The sequence below is a fragment of the Corallococcus terminator genome, from assembly GCF_049194865.1.
Taxonomy (GTDB): domain Bacteria; phylum Myxococcota; class Myxococcia; order Myxococcales; family Myxococcaceae; genus Myxococcus; species Myxococcus terminator_A.
On the sequence record NZ_JBLZWL010000101.1, the window covers coordinates 1 to 18,822 of the forward strand.

Genomic DNA, 18,822 nt, shown 5'->3' on the forward strand with positions numbered 1-18,822 from the left:
GGCCGCTGAGGGACGCACCCTCGCTCCATGCCATGAGGGGGTTGACTGCGTCCGGCGTGGAAGCGGCTTCGCCTCCGGGAGAAACCGGAGCGGCAAGGACGGACCCCACCGAGCAGCTCTCCGCCCTGGCGTCGGCGGTGGGAGGGCGCGACGTACCCCGGGCCCTGGAGCTGTATGCCGAGCTGGAGCAACTTCCCTCCTCGCGCGTGCCCGCGGAGCACCACCTGTTCATCGGGCAGGCCGCGGCCGTGGAAGGAAACTTCCCACTGGCTGTCACGGCGCTGGAGCGGGCGGCGGATGTGGCACCGGATTCGCCCACCGCGCCCCGCGCACTGGTGATGCTGGCGCGCGTGTTGGGCGAGCGGATGAACGAGCCGGCGCGCGCGGAGGAGGTCTACCGGTACGTGCTGCACCGCTACCCCGACACCAGCGCCGCAAGGTACGCAGGTGAACGGACGAGGCCCACTTCCGACTGAGTCGGGCATTGCCACGCGCGCTCACCATCATCACCTTCCATGCATGATTCGGGTGCGTGGACTCTCGTGGCTCATCGGACTCAGCCTGCTCGCGGGATGTGATGACGCGCCTCGCATGGAGCGAGGCATCGACGACTGCGAGGCGACGCTGATGGCGTTGCGCGTGGAGGTCGTCTCGGCGGATGGCGCGCGGGTGCGTGGCGCCACCGTCACCGCCACCAACCTCACCTCCAACGAGAGCATCTCCGGCGTCACCGACGGCGACGGCGTCACCACCGCCGTCAACGAGCGGCTCGCCCCCAGCCCGGTGCGGGTGGTGGCCATCGCCGGCTCCAAGGTGTCCCCCGCCTCGCGCGTCGAATGGGTGTGTGACACCTGCAACTGCGTACCTGAACCCGCGGAGCTGACGCTGGAGCTGAGTCCGTAGGAACTCATCTGGCCTCCAACTTCTCCGGGGTTCACTAGGATTTCCTCGGGAGAATTCACCGGGGAGGTTGAATTGAGCCGGTCGCCTGCGGTACGGCTGTCTGCATGCGTCAGACCCGCATGCCCGCCTCCTCGCGTCACTTCCCCGTCCTCGGAGCCACCCACCAGTCGGGCGCTCCCGTGTGTACGGCGGTGGGGACGTGTTGTGGTGGGCATCGCGTTCCCTCATCGGGGAGTCCTACCGTTCCGGTAGCCGCTCGGGTCCGCAAGCATGTCCATCGATAGCCGGGAACAGTGGCTGCAGTGCGCCCTCGGGGAGTTGACCGAGCGCTTCGTCACCCAGGCGAACCCCGTCCCGAATGGCCTGTTGGAGGCGCTCGACGCGGATCCGCGACGGGGCGCCCAGGCGCTCGCCCGGCGCATCCGCTCCCGACAGGAGAAGAACCGCTCCGAGGGACAGCGGCTGCGCCACCTGCTGCGCTTCGAGACGGAGCTGTGGGAGCAGGGGCACACCCACGTCGCGGGCGTGGACGAGGCGGGCATGGCACCGCTGGCCGGCCCCGTCGTCGCCGCCGCGGCGGTGCTGCCGCGGAGCTACCGGCTCAAGGGGCTGGACGACTCCAAGAAGGTGCTGGACGCCGAGAAGCGCGAGGCGCTGGCGGTCGCCATCAAGCGCGACGCCGTCACCTGGGCGGTGGGCCACGCGGAGGTGGAGGAGATCGACCGCCTCAACATCTACCACGCGGGGTTGCTGGCCATGCGCCGCGCGGTGGAGGGGCTGGGGCTCAAGCCCGACTACGTGCTGGTGGACGCGCGGACGATTCCGCAGTGCCCCTCGCCCCAGCGCGGCATCATCAAGGGTGACACGCTCTCCATGAGCATCGCGGCGGCCTCCATCCTGGCCAAGACGACGCGCGACAAGTTGATGGCGGAGCTGGACACGCGCTACCCGGGCTACGGCCTGGCGGAGCACAAGGGCTACCCGACGGCGCGCCATGTCCAGGCGCTGAAGGAGAAGGGCGTGCTGCCCATCCACCGGCGCAGCTTCGGCCCGGTGAGAGAAGCGCTGGGTCTGGTGACAGCGCCTTCCGAAACTTCCCCCGTGCAGGCGGAGCTGTTCGCCGCCGTGCCGTCTCCGACGAGGAGAAAGTCATGAGCACGGACCGAGACATCGACGGCTGGCTGTCGGACCGAGGAATCACGCTGACGGAGGCGCGCGCGCGCGCCCGCACCGTGCTGGAGGATGCGGGCCTCACGCGTCCGGGCAAGCTGCGCATGAGCGAGCCCAAGCTGCACAAGGCGGCGGAGGTGCTCGAGGGGCGCTTCTTCTCCGTGTGCGCGGACGGCGCGTGCCTCAAGGTGGCGCAGGCCAGTGGCCGCGAGCCGTTGAGGGTGGAGCCGCGCAGCCACTGCGCGCGCTGCGGAGGCTCCGCCAACCACCGCGCGGAGGTCGCCTTCGTGGAGACGTGCAACCGCTGGGGCGTGCGCAAGGTGGTCGTGGTGGGCGGCTCTCCGGCGGTGCGCGAGGAGTTGGAGGAGAAGCTGGGCCACCACATCGACCTGCGCATGGTGGACGGCACCGAGCGGCGCACGTCGGACCGGGCGCGGTCCGACTTGGAGTGGGCGGACCTGGTGCTGGTGTGGGGCGCCACGGAGCTGCACCACAAGGTGAGCGGGCACTACACGCATGGAGGCCCGGCCTACAGCCGCAAGGTCGTCCACGTGGTGCGCCGAGGCGTGGCGGCGCTGCTGGAGGAAGGCATGACGCACATGGAGCGGGCACGCTGAGCCGCTGACACGTCACGCACGGAGTCCTTGCCCTGCCCGGGGCCCGACGTCAGGCTTCGGGCATGAAGACCGAGCTCATCCTGCTGCGGCACGGCGAGACGGAGTGGAATGCCCTGGGGCTGCTGCAGGGCCACCGGGACAGCCCCTTGAGCGCCGAGGGGCTGCGTCAGGCGGACGCGCTCGCGGCGCGGCTGTCCACCCTCTCCTTCAGCGCGCTGTACAGCAGTGACCTGGGCCGGGCGATGCAGACCGCCCAGCGCATCTCCACGAGGACGGGCCACGCGGTCAATTCGGACGCGCGGCTGCGAGAGCGGGGCTGGGAATCCTCGAGGGGCTCACCCGCGAGGAGGCGAGCCAGCAGCACCCCGAAATCTTTGGCGAGTACGCCAGCAACGCGCCGGACTTCGTCGTCCCCGGGGGCGAGAGCACGTCCCAGCGCCTGGGCCACGCGGTGGAGTGCCTGAGGGAAGTGGGCAGCCGCCACCCCGGGGAGCGCGTCGTCGTCGTCACCCACGGGGGGGTCTTGAGCAGCTTCTTCCGCCACAGCCTGGGGATTCCAACGGGCACGCCGCGCGCCTTCTCGGTGCTCAACGCCTGCTGGAACCAGTTCGACTACCACCAGGGCGCGTTCCGCCTGGTGACGTGGGGCGATATCACGCACCTGCGCGACGACAGCCTCGACGACACCTGAGCGGCACGCCCCACTTCGCGGGGGTGCACGAGGCCGGACACTCGCGCCTCGTGCGTTGGACTCGACGGAACGTCCGAGCCTCAGACCTCCGCGCGCTTGCCCGACTCGGCGCGCGCCACCCGTAACGGGCTGGGCTGGGGTGCGGCGAGCAGCGCGCGGGCCTCTTCGACGGCGGTGAGCACCACCTCGGCGCCCTGCTTCATCTGCTCCACCGTGTGCGACGACATCACCTGCATGCGGAAGCGCGACTCGCGGATGCGCACCGCGGGGTACTCCACCAGGTTGGGGAACACGCCGCGCTCGAACACCAGCTTGGACGCCACGCGCGCCACCTTCGGGTCGCCCAGCGGCACCGGGACCACGTTGGAGGGCTCGCCCAGACACTTCACTCCGCGCTCGGCGAACACGGCGCGCAGCGCGAGGATGTTCTCCATCGCCTTCGCGCGCAGCAAATCTCCCTCCTCCGAGCGGACGATGCGCAGCGACTCCATCGCCACCGCGGCCTGCACGGGCACCAGCGCGTTGGAGAAGATGTGCGGCCCACCCATGACACGGACGAACTGGCGCACCGCCGCCGAGCGCGTCGCCACGAAGCCACCGTTGGACGAGAACGTCTTGGAGAAGGAGCCCACCACCAGGTCCACCTTCCCGAGCAGGCCCTGCGCGCCCAGGCTGCCCGTGCCCTTGGGCCCCAGCGCTCCCAGGTCATGCGCCACGTCGACCAGCAGCGTCGCGCCGAACTCGTGACAGATGGTCTGCAGCTCCTCGATGCGAGGAACGTCCGAGTCCATGGAGAACAGGCCCTCGGTGACGACGAGGATGCCGTTGGCCGTGTCGGTGGCGCGCAGCTCCTGGAGCTTGCGGCGCATCGCGCGGTTGTTCAGGTGCGGCACCCGGCTCACCTTCTGCGTCGCCGCGTTCGCCCCCTGCTGGAGGCTCGCGTGAGACAGCGCGTCCAGCACCACGTGGTCCTCCGGACGCACCAGCCCGGCGATGGCGCCGAAGCCCGCGCCCCACCCCGTCGCGAACAGCGCCACGTGCGGCATCTCCAGGTGCTCCGCGAGCGCCTGCTCCAGCTTCAGCGACGGCGCCGTGTTTCCACCGAACATGCCGGAGCCCGCGCTGTGCACACCGAAGTCACGGATGGCCCGGTGCGCCGCCTCCACCACGGACGGATGCGTCGACAACGCCAGATAGTCCTGCGAGCCGAAGTTCAATCCCTGCCGCGCCACCCCTGTCTCGCTGCGCACGCCACACTCGGCCGTGGGCGCCCCCTCCAAGCTCCGCGAGTACGGCCACAGCCCACTCTGCCGCCGCGACTCCTGCCACTCGAAGAACGCCTCCGTGCGGCCCAACAGGTCAGGCCCCGTGGGGTGCGTGTAGTTGGCGATGAAATGGGTGAACAGCGGCGAGTCGAGCTGATCGCGGAGATTCATGAACACATCCGAGGGGGAGGGGTAACGACGCGGAAAATAGAACCTGGGGCGTCGCGCTCGGGGGGGTGAGCGCGGCCTTTAATGCCCCTGCAATCTTCCAGTGTCAACAACTCCTCAACACCTGGATATTTCGGATTATGAGTGCGGCTCCAACATCATACGTCGAGTGAAACAAGCCGTGGTTCCGACCTGAGTGGTTCCCCGTACAACACCCGAGTCCCCACGTCCCATGGGCGGGGGTGGGGGCCAGGCCGACGCCCCCACCCTACCCGGCGGGTGTGTGACTATTCGTCGTTCTGCTGGAGCGCGGCGAGGACGTTGAGGTCCTCGAGCGTGGTGGTGTCCTGGGAAGACTTCTTGCCCGCGGCGACGTCGCGCAGCAGGCGGCGCATGATCTTCCCGGAGCGCGTCTTGGGCAGCGCCTCCGCGAAGCGAATCTCATCCGGCCGGGCAATCGCGCCAATCTCCTTGGCGACGTGCTGGGCCAGCTCCTTCTTGAGCTCGGCGGACGGCGCGTGGCCCTGCTTCAGCGTGACGAAGGCCACCAGCGCGGTGCCCTTCAAGTCGTCGGGGCGGCCCACCACGGCGGCCTCGGACACGCGGGTGTGCGCGACGAGGGCGCTCTCCACCTCGGCGGTGCCCAGGCGGTGGCCGGCCACGTTGACGACGTCATCCACGCGGCCCATCAACCAGAAGTAGCCGTCCGCGTCCGTGCGCGCGCCGTCGCCGGTGAAGTACATGCCGGGCAGCTCGTTGAAGTACGTGCGCACGTAGCGCTCCGGGTCGCCGTACACGCCGCGCAGCATGGAGGGCCACGGCCTGGTGACGAAGAGCAGCCCGCCCTGCCCCTTCGGCACCACGTTGCCCTCGCGGTCCAGAATCTGGGCGTGGATGCCCGGCAGTGGCAGCGTGGCGGAGCCGGGCTTGGTGGGCGTGGCGCCGGGCAGCGGCGAAATCATGATGGAGCCCGTCTCCGTCTGCCACCACGTGTCCACGACGGGGCAACGGCCGCCGCCGATGACATCGCGGTACCACATCCAGGCCTCGGGGTTGATGGGCTCGCCCACGCTGCCCAACAGGCGCAGCGAGGACAGGTCCTTCTTGCGCGGGTGCTCGTCACCCAGGCGCATGAAGGCGCGGATGGCGGTGGGCGCGGTGTAGAGGATGGTGGCCTTGTAGCGCTCGATGATGTCCCAGAACCGCTCCGGCCCCGGGTGCGTGGGCGCGCCCTCGTAGATGACCGTCGTCGCGCCGTTCATCAGCGGCCCGTAGACGACGTAGCTGTGCCCCGTCACCCAGCCCACGTCGGCGGTGCACCAGTAGACGTCCTCCTCGCGCAGGTCGAACACCCAGCGCGTGGTGAGCGACGCATTCACCGCGTAGCCCGCCGTGGTGTGCAGCACGCCCTTGGGCTTTCCGGTGGAGCCGGAGGTGTAGAGGATGAACAGCGGGTGCTCGCTCTCCACCCACTCCGGCTCGCAGGTGTCGGACTGGTCCTTCACCAGCGCGTCCCATGCCACCAGCCTCGAGTCGTTCAGCGTCAGCGAGTCGCCCGTGCGCCGCAGCACCACCACCTTCTCCACGGTGGTCATGGTCTTCAGCGCGCCTTCCACGTTCTTGAGCAGCGGCACCACCGCGCCCTTGCGCCAGCCACCGTCCGCCGTGAGCACCACCTTGGCGCCCGCGTCGTTCATGCGCTCCTGGAGCGCCTCCGTGGAGAAGCCGCCGAACACCACCGAGTGCACCGCGCCGATGCGCGCGCACGCCAGCATCGCCACCGCGGCCTCGGGCACCATGGGCAGGTAGATGCCCACGCGGTCACCCTTCTTGACGCCCAGCGACTTGAGGCCGTTGGCCAGCCGGTTCACCTGCGTGGCCAGCTCTCCGTAGGTGATGCTGCGGCGGTCTCCGGGCTCGCCCTCGAAGAGGATGGCGGGTTTGTCGCGCCGCTTGTCGAGGTGCCGGTCCAGGCAGTTGTAGGCCAGGTTGGTGCGCCCCTCGACGAACCAGCGCGCGTGCGGCGGCTTCCAGTCGAGCACCGTCTTGAAGGGCTCCTTCCAGTACAGTTCCTCGCGAGCGCGGTCTCCCCAGTACTTGTCCGGATTGCTCGCGGCCTCGTCCCACAGGCGCTGGTAGTCCTCCATGCTCCGCAAGTGAGCGCGTTGGGAGAACGCCTGGGGCGGTGGGAAGACGCGGGACTCGGTCAGGACCGAGTCGATTCCTTGGTGCGTTTCAGCCATGGGCTCCTCCACGGAGTGGGCGACAGCCCCTCTGTTCTAGGAACCCGCGAGCCCAGGCTCAAGCGCGCTATTCGCAGCGCTTCGCTTCCTTGACGGCTTCAAAACGCATCCACAGCTCGCAGGCGCACTCGGCGGGCCGCTGCGTCGCCTCGTAGCGCACGCGCATCACCCCGTCGAAGCGCGTCCCGCACTGCGTCGTGGCGTCGATGTGGAAGTTGGCCTCGTCGAGCAGACAATCCTGCCCTCGCACCCTGGCCGAGGCATTCACGATGGTGCCATCGATGGCGAAGTCATCCCCCTCGGCGAGGAAATAGCCGATGAGCTGCATGTCGAGCAGTCCGAAGTCCAGGCGGACGACGCGCCCGGTGACCTGGAGGGCGCCGCGGAACTGGTCCTGGTTGTCGGGAAGAGGCCGCACTCGTCGCGGAAGATCTCCACGGGGGTGAACTCGTAGTCCCCCGCGTCCTGGTTGAAGGGCACACAGCCCGACATGGCGCTCACGAGGAGGGCGGGCAGGAGCAGGAGGAAGCGTCTCACGGTGGACACGGGGCGCACCATACTCCACGGACGCATCGAGTGAAGTGCGGACGTGGCGGTCGGGTTAGAGTGGGGGCCATGCCCGAATACCGCAACCCCAAACCCACGGTGGACTGCATCATCGAGCTGGCCGGGGAACGCATCGTCCTCATCCGTCGCGCGAATCCGCCCATCGGCTGGGCGCTGCCGGGTGGGTTCGTGGACGAAGGCGAGCCGCTGGATGCGGCGGCCATTCGCGAGGTGAAGGAAGAGACGGGAATGGACGTGAAGCTGGTGGAGCAGTTCTTCACGTACTCGGACCCGAAGAGAGACCCTCGGCAGCACACGCTGTCCACGGTGTACATCGGGACGGCGGAGGGCACGCCGCAGGGCTCGGATGACGCGGCGGAGGCACGCACCTTCACGCTGGACGCGCTGCCGACGGACTTGTGCTTCGACCACGGCACCATCCTCTCCGACTACCGGGCCTACAAGCGGACCGGGCAGCGGCGGAAGTTGTAGGGAGCGGCAGTCCAGGATGCACTACGCGCTCGTCCTGCTCGCCCTCGGGGCGCTATTGGCCCTGCACGAGCTGGGGCACCTCGTCGCCGCGCGGCTGCTCGGCGTGCGGGTGCCTCGGTTCGTCTTCGGGTTCGGCCCTCCGATGGCGTCCTTCCGGTTGGGAGGGACGCAGTTCGTCGTGGGCGCGGTGCCACTGGGCGCCACCGTGCACATCCAGGGGATGAATCCGCACCGCGCGGACGCGGCCGAGGCCGTGAGCTTCCGGGCCATGGGGCCGCTGCGGCGCGCGCTCATCATCCTGGCGGGGCCGCTGGCCAACTACGTGTTCGCGTTGGGGGTCCTCTTCGCGCTGTACACGTCCGGCACGCACGTGGTGGTGCCGCTGACGGTGGGCACGGTGCGGCCCGGCTCGGAGGCGGCGCGAGCGCAGTTGCTTCCGGGCGACCGCATCGACACGGTGGACGGCCAGCAGCTGCGCACCTGGACGGAGTTCGTCGAGAAGGTGGCGGTGGGCGTGGGTCGCACGCTGGAGCTGCGGGTGGATCGGCACGGGGAGTCGCGCACGGTGAGCGTGCGGCCTCGCGCGGATGAGCGCGGCGAGGGACGTATCGGCGTGAGTCAGCAGTACGTCTATCGCTCGCATGCACCGGGCGAGGCGCTGCGCCATGCGTTCGTCCACACGAGGAATCTCGCGTCGGAAGGCGTGACGATGTTCGTGCGATTGGTGCGCGGTGGTCAGCCGCATGGAGGACCGACGGGGCCCGGGGCGCTGGTGCGGCAGGAGTCGTCGGATGCGGCGTCCTCGGGTGTGGACTCGGTGCTGCGGGCCTTGGTGGCCGCATCGATGGCGCTGGCGTTGCTGACGCTGCTGCCGGTCCCCGGGTTGGATGGTGGGCGGGTGCTGTTGCTGCTGATTGAAGTGGCGAGCGGTCGCAAGCTGCCGCCGCGAGTGGAGACCGTGGCGCAGACGGTGGGCTTCCTCGCGATTTCAGCGGTCATCGTCGGAGTGGCCGCCGCCGAGATTCGGGGCGCGCTTCCCGAGCGTTTCAAGTGGGGGACGCAAGCCGCCACGACGACGACTCCAGGGACGCCGCCCGCACCTGGAGCGGGCACGCCCACTGCCGCCGGCTCGACGCCGACGCCCACCGCACCCGGTGGAACCGTCACACCGGGGGTCGCGGGTACACCTGGAACGAGTGCACCTGCCGTCACGGGTGCGCCTGGAACGAGTGTGCCGGGTGTCGCGGGTGCAGTTGCGCCTGGTGCCCCGGGTACGACTACGCCGGGTGTCGCGGGTACGACTGCGCCGGGTGCCTCGGGTGCCGATGGAACGACAGCGCCTGTCGGCACGGGAGCACCTGGAACAACGGTGCCTGCCGTCGTGGGCCCAGGTGGAGCCGTGGCGCCAGGGAGCGCAGGCACCACTGGAACGGGGACGCCGGGTGTCGCGGGAGCAAGTGAGCCCGTCCCGTCTGCTGTGACGGGCGCGGGTGGAGCGGTTGCGCCAGCCGTCTCGGGAACAAGCGGATCCGTGGCACCGAGTGCCACCGGCGCAGTTGGTCCCATGCCCGCTACCACCGCACCCTCCGCCACGGGAACAGCAGGCCCCGCGTCGCCCACTGTCACCGCGCCTGGTGGACCGAGTGCCCCCGCGACAAGCGGACCCGGTGTACCTGGAACCGCCGTGCCCGCGGGACCGGGGGCCGCCGCGCCTGGCGCCTCCTCGACTGGCGGAAAGGATGTCCCGTCCACCGCCACGCCGAACGGAGCGAGTGAGCCCACCACCGTGCCCGCCGCATCGACAGCCGCCGACACGAAGGCCCCCGCTCCCGCGCCAGGTCCTCCCTCGGGAGCAGGCGGCCCCAGTGCCCCCACGCCTCCAGGGGCCGGTGGGCCGACGCCACCCACGAGCCCTTCACCAAGTGCCCCTCCCTCCACGAGCACGGGTGGAGCGAGTGCCCCGACTTCCGCCTGAACTGGTGGGCCGGGAGAACCCCAGCCCTCCCTTGGTTGTCGAGTAGGCGGGCGGACGTTTCGTGTCCACCGGTGGGCTTCCGCGCCCGATGAAGCGGCCGAGAGGAAGCAGGACGCATATGCTTGTGGGCGAGATGAGCACCAAGGCGGACGGCGGGCTGTATTTCGAGCTGTACTGGGGAGAGAACCTGGCGGAGGCCTGGAGCTACGGGCCCGAGCAGGCGAAGGTGCATGCCGCGCCCGATGAGAAGGCGCCCCTGCCCCTCTATGGCTTCACGCTGCCGGAGGAGCCCTTCCTCATGGCCGAGCGCACCGAACGCGGCTGGCGCATCCACCTGCCGCCCAAGGTCCACCTGGAGCACAAGGCTCGCGGCGATGCCTTCACGTCCGTGCCGAACAACCAACTCGTCCAGGACCAGGGCAGGACTTCGGTGGCGCTCGCGGACGGCATGACGCTGCGGCTGACGGAAGGTCATCTGTCGCTGCTCGTCCAGAGCTCCGTCGTGAAGGAGCGCGTCGGTCCCCTCCAGTGGAAGGACATGGGCTGGCTCGTCATCGTCGGCCTGCTCTTCCTGAGCCTCCCTATCGGCTTCCTCTTCGCGGGCCCCACGGCGGAACGCGCCGCTGAATCCAACGCGCGCGCGCTGCAACAGGCCGCCGACAAGGAAGCCGCGCGCCGCAAGGCGATGGGCCTCGACACGCCCATGCGCCCCATCACCGATGCGGAGCGCTCGCAGCAGCAGCAGCAGCCCGACGCGGGCCCGGAGGTCCACATCCCCGCGACCTTCCGCGCGCGCTGAGGTCTCGACAGGCCCGGGGCCTCTCCGCGCCCCGAGCCTGAGTCGGGGCCCCCGCCGCCCCGCCTGCACCGTCATCCGCACATCCACGAGCCACGCACGCGCGTAGCTCGAGATGGGGGGATGACACATGACTGAATCGCTTCGACTGACACCCTTGCGCTTCGCGCCGTTCAAACGCGAGCCCTGGCGCGGAAGACTCGCTCCAGGCGAGCCCCACGAACGACGCGACGGCTTCCTGCTCACCTGGTACGTGGCGCTGCACCTGGCCGCCATCGCGGGCCTCTTCGTCTTCCGACCCTCCTGGGGCGCGTTGACGCTGTGCGCGGCCTCGTACGTGACACGGATGTTCGGAATCTCAGCGGGCTACCACCGCTACTTCTCGCACCGGAGCTTCCGGACCAGCCGCGCCTTCCAGTTCCTGCTCGCGCTGCTGGCCATGAGCAGCACGCAGCGCGGCGTCCTGTGGTGGGCCTCGCAGCACCGCCAGCACCACCGCGCCTCCGACACACCGGAGGACCCGCACTCACCGCTGCAAGGCGGCCTGCTGCATGCCCAGGCCGGCTGGCTCTTCGAACGCGCCAACGGGCCCACGCGGCGCGAGCTGGTGCGTGACTTCGCGAACCACCCGGAGCTGCACTGGCTCGACGAGCACCCCTTCGTCCCGGCACTCCTCTGGGTCGGCGTGCTGGCCCTGGTGGGTGGCGCCTCGGCGGTCTTCTGGGGCTACGTGCTGGGCACCGTCCTGCTGCTCCACGCCCTGTCCCTGGGCAACACGCTGGCCCACCTGTGGGGTCCTCGCCGCTTCGACACGCGGGACAACAGCCGAAACAACCTGCTCTACGCGGTGCTGTCGCTGGGCGAGTTCCACAACAACCATCACCACCGCGCGGGCCGAGCCTGCCAGGGCGTCGCGTGGTGGGAGGTGGACGTCGTCTACCTCGTGCTGCGCGGGCTCGAACGGCTGGGCCTCGTGTGGGACTTGTGCGGCGTCAGGGCCCCAGCCCGACCCAGACCTCGCCATCCTCGAAGAACTCCTTCTTCCAGATGGGCACGTCCTGCTTGAGCCGCTCAATCGCGTGCTCGCAGCCCCGGAACGCTTCCTTGCGATGCGGGGCCGCGGCGGCGATGACCACCGCCAGCTCTCCGGGCACCAGCGTGCCCACGCGGTGGACCATCGCCAGCCGCACGCCCGGCCACTGCGCCGAGGCCTCCGCCCCAATCTCCGCCAGCTTCTTCTCGGCCATGGGCGCGTAGGCCTCGTACTCCAGCCGCAGCACGCGCCGCCCCTTCGTCTGGTCGCGCACGGAGCCGCTGAACGTCACCAGGCCGCCATACGACTCACCGCCCACCGCCTCCACCACCTCTTCCAACCGCAGCGGCCGGTCCACCACCCGGAACAGCCCGGGCGAGCCGCCCGCCACGGGAGGAATCAGCGCCACCTCCGCGCCCGCGCGCACCGGCGCCTCGGCGCTCACGAACTCCTGGTCCACCGCCACGCGCAGATGCGGCAACAGCACCGCGAGCCCGGGATGCGCCGTCGCGAGCAACCCGAGCACGTCGCGCACCGTCGCGCCCTCGGGCACCTCCAGCGACTCACGCGCCCGCCCCGTCCGCTCACGCGCGGCGGCGAAGTACAGCACGGTGATTGCGCGCCCCTCGCTCACTGCCAACCCCGCCCCGTCCGAGCGTCCTCGCGAAGCCGCAGCTCGCCCTTGAGCCGCGCGCCCCCTTCGGCGAGCGAGAAGTCCAGGAAGGCCGAGTCCAGCGGGGTGACACCCTCCAGCACCGCCTTGACGAGCGCCTGGGCGGAAGCGAGCCGCTCCGGCGACACCCCGGGCACGGACTGCTGCGCCTCCAGGTCCGCGCGAAGCTGGCCCAGGTCCGCCATCACCGACATGTGCCCGGCGCCGAACGCCTCGCCCCCCAACCGCTCGCGAAGGGAGCGGCCCACGTCGCCACGCGGCCGGCCATCCAGCGACTCTCCCGCGACGAGCGTGGCCCGCTCCGGCCCCACCGTCAGTTGGACCGGATACCCCCGGAGCAGCGTCCGGTAGACCTTGCCTCCGGGGATCTTCTCCGCGCTGAAGCGCAGCGACGTGCCCTGCAGCCGCGCATCGAGCAGCCTCAGCACCGGCTCCGCCGACGTGAGGCCCGCGTCGATGAGCAGCGTGCCCTTGGGCTCCGGGCGCTGCTTCTGGACGAAGTTGCGCAGGAACGCGGGCGCGTCGAAGTACACCAGCATGGCCACGTCGCCGCGCAGCGCCTTCAAGAGCGCCTCCGCGTCCAGCCCCCGCGCGAGCCAGCGCTCCACGGTGCGCTCCCGGTGCGGCGAGCCCGGCGCGCCGAACACCAGCTTCGCCAGCTCCTCGGGAGGCACGGAGAGCTGCGCGGCGGCCACCGGCCCCAGCGCGCTGTCCGCCAGCAACGCCGACGCGGGAGCATCCGCCCCCTTCAGCAACGGCCGCGTGGACGACAGGAAGCCATCCAACGACAGGCGCTCCGGCCGCACCGTCACCGACGCGAAGAACCCGCGCACCGGCCCCGCCTCCTCCCCCTCCTCGGCCCGCTGCAGCGCGCCCGAGTACAGGTAGACGTTGCCCTCGGCCACCTTCGGCCGCAGCTCCGTCAACAGCGCGACCTCGGAGAGCCCGGGGCCGGACAGGCCCTTCACCGCGCGGCGAGCCACCTCGACGTCGCCCACCACCGCCGGAGCCTCCTCTTCCTGGGCCAGCACCTCCAGCGTCTCGCCCTCCTCGGGCGCCTCCTCTTCATCCGCGCTGTCCGGAATCGCGAGGTACAGGTAGCCCCGGTCGACGAACAACAGCATCGCCGCGCTGGAGTCCAGGGGCGTCACGCGCATGGCGCCGTCCCCCGTGGGAGCCACCTCGTGCCCCACGCCCTCCAGCTCCTTCGCCACCGCCGCCAGGGCCGCGTCGGGCTCCGTCACGCCCAGGAGCGCCACCACGCCGTCGAACCCGGGCACCAGGAAGAGTCCAAAGCCCTCCTCGGGGTCCACGACGCTGCCGGAGCCATTCGTCAGGCTGCTCAGCACGAGCGACACCAGCGGAGCCTCCCGCAGCGCCTGCTCCGCGTCCTCGGGACCCACGAGCCGCTCGTAGAAGTCCACCAGCGGCTCCACGTTGCCCTGCAGCCGGGGCACCCACAGCAGCGAGCGCGCGTCGGAGGGCACCGCACGCAGCAGCGGACGCGGCACCACGGTGAGCCGCACGGTGCCGACCTCCTGGCCCTCGTGCAGTGCTCGAACGGTGTACGTGCCCGCGCGGGCGAAGGCATGCGACAGGCGCGCGCCCTGCGACGCGGGCGTCCCGTCACCGGGCTCCCAGGTGAGGGCCCGCGCCCCCGCCTCGCCCGAGCCCAGCTCCACGGGCACGCCCGCTTCCACGGTACGGTCCGCGCCCAGGTCCGCCCGGACGACGCGCCGGCAGCCGGAGGCCCAGGGGCCCACGGCGACCATCAAGAGGAAGAGCGCGACGAACGGGCGGAGGGAGCGCGGAAAAAGCAGCATCCGCCGCTAATAGTCCAGCGCGAGTCCGAACATCCAGCGTCGGCTGGAGAGGACGAAGCCCTTCCCGCCGAAATTGTCCACATCCGAGTAGGTGTACTCGGCGAACAGGTAGCTGTGGTTGATGCCCAGCCCGGAGTCGAAGTCGCGCGCGAAGCGCGGCTGCAACACGTCCAGCAGGAAGGACACCCCGCCCGTCGCGCCCCAGCCCCACTTGGCGCCCTTGGCGGGGGTGCCGTCGACGACCTCGTCGTCGCTGCCCTTGGTCACCCACCACGGCGAGTAGATGAGGCCCAGCTTGCCGTACGGCACCAGCGGGATGCCCCACTCGAAGGCGGCGTAGTCGAACTTGTAGAAGAGGTTGAGCCCCAGCGGCACCACCTTCAGCGCCGTCTGCTCCGCCGCGTTGCCTCCGCCCGCCAGCTTCGCCGCCGCGTACTTCTCTCCGTAGCCCGCCGACACACCCACGCCCGCGGTGCCGATGCCTTGGTAGAAGTAGCGCTGAAACTCCAGCTCCCCAAGCAGGAGCGACGAGTCACCGAACGTGTCCTTGAAGGGCGTCTTCCCGTTGAGCGCCTTCTCGTCATCCAATTGCGGCTTGTAGCCGCCCACCCGGATGATGATGCCGCCGCTGCGAGGCGACTCGAACTGCTCGGTCGAAACCACTCCGACGTCCTGCGCCCACGCCGGCAGCGCGGCAACCATCATGGCCACACTCACGGCCGATGCCCGACTCATGACAGCTTCCTCCTCGAAGTCACCCAGAACCCAAGGGCCGCCACCACGGCGCCCAACGCGAGCCCGCCACCACCCGCTCCACACCCGCCCGTCTCCTCACCACCCGCCGCGCGATAGGCCGCGTAGAATCCATTGCTCGGAATCGGCGAGCCGGTCGCCAGGGGCGACGCACCACTCTGATTGCCCGCCTTGTCCAAGGCGAAGGCGCGCACGCCGTACTTCTTTTCGTTCTCCAGGCCTTCCATCCGGAACACCGTGTTGTCGGTCGTCTGCTCCTTCGAGACGACCACCTCACCCGCCGTCTCCGCGCCACCGTCCCCGTCCCCCGCCACCAGCTCCACCACCTCCACCTTCAGCAGGGATGAATCACTGGGCGACGTCACGCTGACGCTCAGCGCGCCGTCCAGCCCCGTCACGCCCGGCAGCTCCGGCGCATTGGGCGCCTTCGGGTCCAGGATGAAGGAGATGCTCGGCGTGCCGATGCTCGTCGCGGTGGTCTCACACAACGAACCGGTGCTGTTGAAGGGCCGCACTGACGCGCAGAGCTTGAACGTCTTGTTCTCCGTCTGCGCCTCGCACGACGTGCCCGCCTTGGAGAGCGCGTCGCTCATCTTCAAATCGAGCACACCCGTCGTCTGGGTCTCCGTCTTCGCGATGGAATCCAGCGTCACCGATGATGCCCCGGGCTCGGCGGAGCAGGTGTCGGCGGACAGCCAGAGATAGAGCGTGTCGCACAGGTTGGCCGTCGTCCGCGTCCAGGTGACCTGTCGGACACTGGAGCAGTTGGCCTGGGAGACGACGATTTCGCCGCCTTGGATGGTGGTGCCCGTTGCCGTGAAGGTCACGGTCTGGGTCTGCCCCAGGGCGGTCGACGCGAAGAGCAGGAACACGGCGAATGTGAGGCGCATGGGTGAGCCGCAAGCTAGCAAGCGGAGGGCCACGTTGAAATCGTTCCCGCAAGCCTACTTTTGGCCCTCACGGGCCGCCCTGGCGAGCCAAACAGGCAGGACGGCCGCGGCCCTTGTGCCAATTTGTCAGACTGCGCGCTCAGCCAGCTTGAGGCCGGCCTCCACCAGGTTGAGGGCCGCGCCCCGGGTGGCGTTGTCCACGGCGGCGAAGAGCGTCACCCACTCGGGGGCCTGGGGGAAGGCGCGCACCCGGCCCACGTGCACCGTGGGGTCCGACGTGACGAGCATGGGCATGGGGTAGATGCGCTCGCCGGGGGTGTCCAGCACCTTGAGGGCGGGCGACGTCTTCAGGGCCGCGCGCACCTGCTCCGCCGGGCCCGCCTTCTTGAGCTGCACGTTGAGGGTGAGGCCGTGGCCGTAGAAGCTGGGCACCTGCACCGCGGTGCCGGCGAGCACAAGCGCATCCCCTACCGTCGCGAACAGCCGCGCGGCCTCCAGCGTCCAGCCGCCCTCCTCCTCCGTCCACGGGGAGCCCACCATGAAGCCGCCCACCTGGGGCACCAGGTTGAAGCCCACGCGGTGCGGGAAGGCGCTCGGGTCCGGCTCGCGCCCGGACATCAAATCCGCGGTCTGCTTCTCCAGCTCCGCCACGCCGCGCACGCCCGCGCTGGACACGCTCATCATCGCCGTCACCTGCGCGCGCACCACGCCGAAGGCCCGACGCAAGGGCTCGATGACATGCACGGAGGCCGTCGTCACCGCGCTCGGCAAGCACACCATGCGCCCCTTCATCGTCGCGCCCAGCAGCTCCGTGTTGAAGCCCGGCAACACCAGCGGGACGTTGCCGTCTCCCCGGAAGGCGGAGCTGACATCCACCACCCACGCGCCCGCGGCCTGCGCGGCCGGCGCCAGCGTACGGGACGCCTCGGCGGGCGTGGCCAGCAGCACCAGGCCCATGCCCCGGAAGGCCTCGGGCACGGCGCGCTCCACGTCCAGCGAGTCCTCGCCGTACTCCACCGACAGGCCCTTCGAGCGCTCGGAGGCGAAGGCATGCACCTGCTCCGCGGGCACGTCGCGCGCGTGCAGCGCGGCCAACACCTCACGGCCCACCACTCCCGTGGCGCCCACCACGGCAATCTTGAAATCGTCTCTCATCGCGCGTCCTTTGCATCGCCCGAGCGCGTGAGCGCTGGACGCTTCAGTCGTCCTTCAACCGCGCCGTGGGCACGGGCCCCGGCAGCGGAGGGAACTTGGGGTTTCGCTCCGGCTCGGAGGCCCGCACGTAGTGCGGCTCCATGGCGAAGAGGGCCTCGAGCGAGAACGTCTCCGGCATGCGCACCAGCCGCGTCAACTCGACCGCCGAGGGGAACTCCACCCCCGCCAGCAACCGCGCCTCGGCCACGCCGTGGGACACCAGCGCCGCGCGGTAGTCCACCAGCGCCGGCCCCAGCGCCACCGCCCGGGGCTCCGCCGCCATGCGCGCGGCCACGTCCTTGGGCGACATGGCCGTCTCCGGCTCCAGCGCCTCCACCGTGGCGCCGCGCCGGACGTAGGCGCCCAGGTACAGGTCGTCCTTGCGCGCCACCGCGAGGCAGTACAGCGGCACGTCCTCCGGGCCCTCCAGCGCCACGGCCGCCAGCGAGGACGCGCCCGCCACCTTGAGGCCCGTCGCGTACGCCAGCGACTTCACCGTGGCCAGCCCGATGCGCAGCCCCGTGAACGAGCCAGGGCCCAGGCCAATGACGAGGCCCTCCAGGTCCCCAAGCTTGACGCCATGGCGGGCCAGCAGCTCCCCGACGACACCGGGCAAGGCCTCGCTCTGCTTCACGGGCGGACGCACCACGGAGTGCTCCACCGCGCGCACGGCGCCGTCCTGGCCGCGCTCCACCAGGGCGAGCGACATCGTCAGCGTGGAGGTGTCCAGCGCGAGGAACATGGGCGCTCCCTACACCGGTGCGGCCCACATTGCGCGGGGAATCTCCGACACGGCGTCCTTGCAGCGATACAGCCGCACGCGCACCACGCCCTTGTCCAACATGCCCAGCTTGGAGGCGGCGGCCTTCGAGACGTCGATGATGCGCCCGTCCACGTACGGCCCCCGGTCATTCACGCGGACCTGCACGGAGCGGCCGTTCTCCATGTTCACCACGCGCAGGCACGCGCCGAAGCGCTCCTTGCGGTGCGCGGCGGTCATCGCGTCCTGGTTGAAGCGCTCCCCGCTCGCGGTGGGACGGCCGTGCAGCCCCGGACCGTAGAACGAGGCCAGCCCCTCGCCCACGTAGGAGCGAGGCATCTGCTCGCGCCTCGTCACGCCCGGAGACGACGGCGATGGGTTCGAGTCCTCGCGCGAGTCCGGCTTCGCGGCGCGCGATGCGCAGCCGGTGGAGAGGCCCAGCGCCAGCAGGATGACGACGGTGCTCGCGCGCATGGGGCCTCTAGCGGGTGATGTCGTTGGTGAAGACCAGGAGCATCAACAGGATGAGCAGCGCCAGGCCCACCATGTTGGCGGCCTCGCGCACGCGCACCGGAATGGGGCGACGGCGGATGCCCTCCCACGCGGCGGACAGCAGCGCGAACCCGTCCAGCACGGGGATGGGCAGCAGGTTCATCACCCCCAGGTTGATGGAGATGATGGCCATCAGGTTGAGGAAGGAGTCCAGGCCCTGCTCCGCGCTGCGGGCCGCCAGCTGGTACATCATGATGGGGCCACCCACCGTGCTCAGCGGCACGTCGCGGGTGATGAGCCCCCCGAGCACCTTCACCATCTGCCCCACGATTTTCGGC

The 18,822-nt window shown here is 70.3% G+C and carries 19 protein-coding genes and 1 pseudogene; 9 read left to right on the forward strand and 11 right to left on the reverse strand.

Features of this window, described 5'->3' with window-relative positions:
* The 5 genes and pseudogenes from ACN469_RS30715 to ACN469_RS30735 all read left to right on the forward strand — a co-directional run.
* The coding region (locus ACN469_RS30715; RefSeq protein WP_498773619.1) for a tetratricopeptide repeat protein at positions 1-476 on the forward strand (476 nt) is incomplete at its 5' end.
* Positions 477-519: 43 nt separating this feature from the next.
* Positions 520-903 carry a carboxypeptidase-like regulatory domain-containing protein gene (locus ACN469_RS30720; protein ID WP_498773621.1) on the forward strand — a complete coding sequence of 128 codons (384 nt, stop codon included), beginning with the start codon at positions 520-522 and terminating at the stop codon, positions 901-903.
* Positions 904-1,173: 270 nt separating this feature from the next.
* Positions 1,174-2,058: a ribonuclease HII gene (gene rnhB / locus ACN469_RS30725; RefSeq protein ID WP_498773623.1), complete on the forward strand. Its 885-nt coding sequence runs from the start codon at positions 1,174-1,176 to the stop codon at positions 2,056-2,058.
* Positions 2,055-2,690, forward strand: a complete 636-nt coding sequence (locus tag ACN469_RS30730) for a hypothetical protein (protein WP_498773625.1) — start codon at positions 2,055-2,057, stop codon at positions 2,688-2,690. The genes rnhB and ACN469_RS30730 overlap by 4 nt, the downstream gene beginning before the upstream one ends.
* Positions 2,691-2,752: 62 nt before the next feature.
* A pseudogene (locus ACN469_RS30735) lies at positions 2,753-3,381 on the forward strand (histidine phosphatase family protein).
* A gap of 80 nt (positions 3,382-3,461) precedes the next feature.
* Here the strand turns inward: ACN469_RS30735 and ACN469_RS30740 are convergent.
* From ACN469_RS30740 to ACN469_RS30750, 3 genes are all read right to left on the reverse strand, one after another.
* Positions 3,462-4,817 (reverse strand): aminotransferase class I/II-fold pyridoxal phosphate-dependent enzyme, encoded by a 1,356-nt coding sequence (locus ACN469_RS30740; protein WP_498773627.1) that lies wholly within the window; start codon positions 4,815-4,817, stop codon positions 3,462-3,464.
* A 284-nt stretch (positions 4,818-5,101) separates the two neighbouring features.
* Complete coding sequence (gene acs, locus ACN469_RS30745; RefSeq protein ID WP_498773629.1) at positions 5,102-7,057, reverse strand: acetate--CoA ligase; 1,956 nt, start codon at positions 7,055-7,057, stop codon at positions 5,102-5,104.
* A gap of 67 nt (positions 7,058-7,124) precedes the next feature.
* Positions 7,125-7,475: a hypothetical protein gene (locus ACN469_RS30750; RefSeq protein WP_498773631.1), complete on the reverse strand. Its 351-nt coding sequence runs from the start codon at positions 7,473-7,475 to the stop codon at positions 7,125-7,127.
* A 197-nt stretch (positions 7,476-7,672) separates the two neighbouring features.
* Between ACN469_RS30750 and ACN469_RS30755 the strand changes: the two genes are divergently transcribed.
* The 4 genes from ACN469_RS30755 (at position 7,673) to ACN469_RS30770 (ending at position 11,932) form a co-directional block, all read left to right on the forward strand.
* Positions 7,673-8,095: an NUDIX domain-containing protein gene (locus ACN469_RS30755; RefSeq protein WP_498773633.1), complete on the forward strand. Its 423-nt coding sequence runs from the start codon at positions 7,673-7,675 to the stop codon at positions 8,093-8,095.
* A gap of 16 nt (positions 8,096-8,111) precedes the next feature.
* Positions 8,112-10,070 (forward strand): site-2 protease family protein, encoded by a 1,959-nt coding sequence (locus ACN469_RS30760; protein ID WP_498773635.1) that lies wholly within the window; start codon positions 8,112-8,114, stop codon positions 10,068-10,070.
* A gap of 118 nt (positions 10,071-10,188) precedes the next feature.
* Positions 10,189-10,869: a hypothetical protein gene (locus ACN469_RS30765; protein ID WP_498773636.1), complete on the forward strand. Its 681-nt coding sequence runs from the start codon at positions 10,189-10,191 to the stop codon at positions 10,867-10,869.
* A gap of 127 nt (positions 10,870-10,996) precedes the next feature.
* The gene (locus ACN469_RS30770) at positions 10,997-11,932 is read left to right on the forward strand and encodes an acyl-CoA desaturase (RefSeq protein WP_498773638.1); all 936 of its coding nucleotides are present in this window, start codon (positions 10,997-10,999) and stop codon (positions 11,930-11,932) included.
* Here the strand turns inward: ACN469_RS30770 and moaD are convergent.
* The 8 genes from moaD to ACN469_RS30810 form a co-directional block, all read right to left on the reverse strand.
* Positions 11,859-12,533 (reverse strand): molybdopterin converting factor subunit 1, encoded by a 675-nt coding sequence (moaD, locus tag ACN469_RS30775; RefSeq protein WP_498773640.1) that lies wholly within the window; start codon positions 12,531-12,533, stop codon positions 11,859-11,861. The genes ACN469_RS30770 and moaD overlap by 74 nt on opposite strands.
* Complete coding sequence (locus ACN469_RS30780; RefSeq protein WP_498773642.1) at positions 12,530-14,395, reverse strand: PKD domain-containing protein; 1,866 nt, start codon at positions 14,393-14,395, stop codon at positions 12,530-12,532. Before ACN469_RS30780 ends, moaD begins: the two co-directional genes overlap by 4 nt.
* Positions 14,396-14,401: 6 nt before the next feature.
* Positions 14,402-15,130: an MXAN_2562 family outer membrane beta-barrel protein gene (locus ACN469_RS30785; protein ID WP_498773644.1), complete on the reverse strand. Its 729-nt coding sequence runs from the start codon at positions 15,128-15,130 to the stop codon at positions 14,402-14,404.
* Entirely contained in the window at positions 15,127-16,038 is a 912-nt protein-coding gene (locus ACN469_RS30790) for an MXAN_2561 family MXYO-CTERM-anchored protein (RefSeq protein ID WP_498773646.1), read from the reverse strand. The genes ACN469_RS30785 and ACN469_RS30790 overlap by 4 nt, the downstream gene beginning before the upstream one ends.
* A 126-nt stretch (positions 16,039-16,164) precedes the next feature.
* Positions 16,165-17,193 (reverse strand): aspartate-semialdehyde dehydrogenase, encoded by a 1,029-nt coding sequence (locus ACN469_RS30795; RefSeq protein ID WP_498773648.1) that lies wholly within the window; start codon positions 17,191-17,193, stop codon positions 16,165-16,167.
* 43 nt (positions 17,194-17,236) lie between these two features.
* On the reverse strand, positions 17,237-17,974 hold the full coding sequence (tsaB, locus tag ACN469_RS30800) for a tRNA (adenosine(37)-N6)-threonylcarbamoyltransferase complex dimerization subunit type 1 TsaB (RefSeq protein ID WP_498773650.1): 738 nt from the start codon (positions 17,972-17,974) through the stop codon (positions 17,237-17,239).
* Positions 17,975-17,983: 9 nt separating this feature from the next.
* Positions 17,984-18,466 (reverse strand): septal ring lytic transglycosylase RlpA family protein, encoded by a 483-nt coding sequence (locus ACN469_RS30805; protein ID WP_498773652.1) that lies wholly within the window; start codon positions 18,464-18,466, stop codon positions 17,984-17,986.
* 7 nt (positions 18,467-18,473) lie between these two features.
* The coding region (locus tag ACN469_RS30810; protein ID WP_498773654.1) for a site-2 protease family protein at positions 18,474-18,822 on the reverse strand (349 nt) is incomplete at its 5' end.

Coding starts and splice junctions, on each gene's coding strand:
- ACN469_RS30720 (WP_498773621.1), top strand. CDS start 520: ATGATTCGGGTGCGTGGACTCTCGTGGCTCATCGGACTCAGCCTGCTC.
- rnhB (WP_498773623.1), top strand. CDS start 1,174: ATGTCCATCGATAGCCGGGAACAGTGGCTGCAGTGCGCCCTCGGGGAG.
- ACN469_RS30730 (WP_498773625.1), top strand. CDS start 2,055: ATGAGCACGGACCGAGACATCGACGGCTGGCTGTCGGACCGAGGAATC.
- ACN469_RS30740 (WP_498773627.1), bottom strand. CDS start 4,817: ATGAATCTCCGCGATCAGCTCGACTCGCCGCTGTTCACCCATTTCATC.
- acs (WP_498773629.1), bottom strand. CDS start 7,057: ATGGCTGAAACGCACCAAGGAATCGACTCGGTCCTGACCGAGTCCCGC.
- ACN469_RS30755 (WP_498773633.1), top strand. CDS start 7,673: ATGCCCGAATACCGCAACCCCAAACCCACGGTGGACTGCATCATCGAG.
- ACN469_RS30760 (WP_498773635.1), top strand. CDS start 8,112: ATGCACTACGCGCTCGTCCTGCTCGCCCTCGGGGCGCTATTGGCCCTG.
- ACN469_RS30765 (WP_498773636.1), top strand. CDS start 10,189: ATGCTTGTGGGCGAGATGAGCACCAAGGCGGACGGCGGGCTGTATTTC.
- ACN469_RS30770 (WP_498773638.1), top strand. CDS start 10,997: ATGACTGAATCGCTTCGACTGACACCCTTGCGCTTCGCGCCGTTCAAA.
- ACN469_RS30780 (WP_498773642.1), bottom strand. CDS start 14,395: ATGCTGCTTTTTCCGCGCTCCCTCCGCCCGTTCGTCGCGCTCTTCCTC.
- ACN469_RS30785 (WP_498773644.1), bottom strand. CDS start 15,130: ATGAGTCGGGCATCGGCCGTGAGTGTGGCCATGATGGTTGCCGCGCTG.
- ACN469_RS30790 (WP_498773646.1), bottom strand. CDS start 16,038: ATGCGCCTCACATTCGCCGTGTTCCTGCTCTTCGCGTCGACCGCCCTG.
- ACN469_RS30795 (WP_498773648.1), bottom strand. CDS start 17,193: ATGAGAGACGATTTCAAGATTGCCGTGGTGGGCGCCACGGGAGTGGTG.
- tsaB (WP_498773650.1), bottom strand. CDS start 17,974: ATGTTCCTCGCGCTGGACACCTCCACGCTGACGATGTCGCTCGCCCTG.
- ACN469_RS30805 (WP_498773652.1), bottom strand. CDS start 18,466: ATGCGCGCGAGCACCGTCGTCATCCTGCTGGCGCTGGGCCTCTCCACC.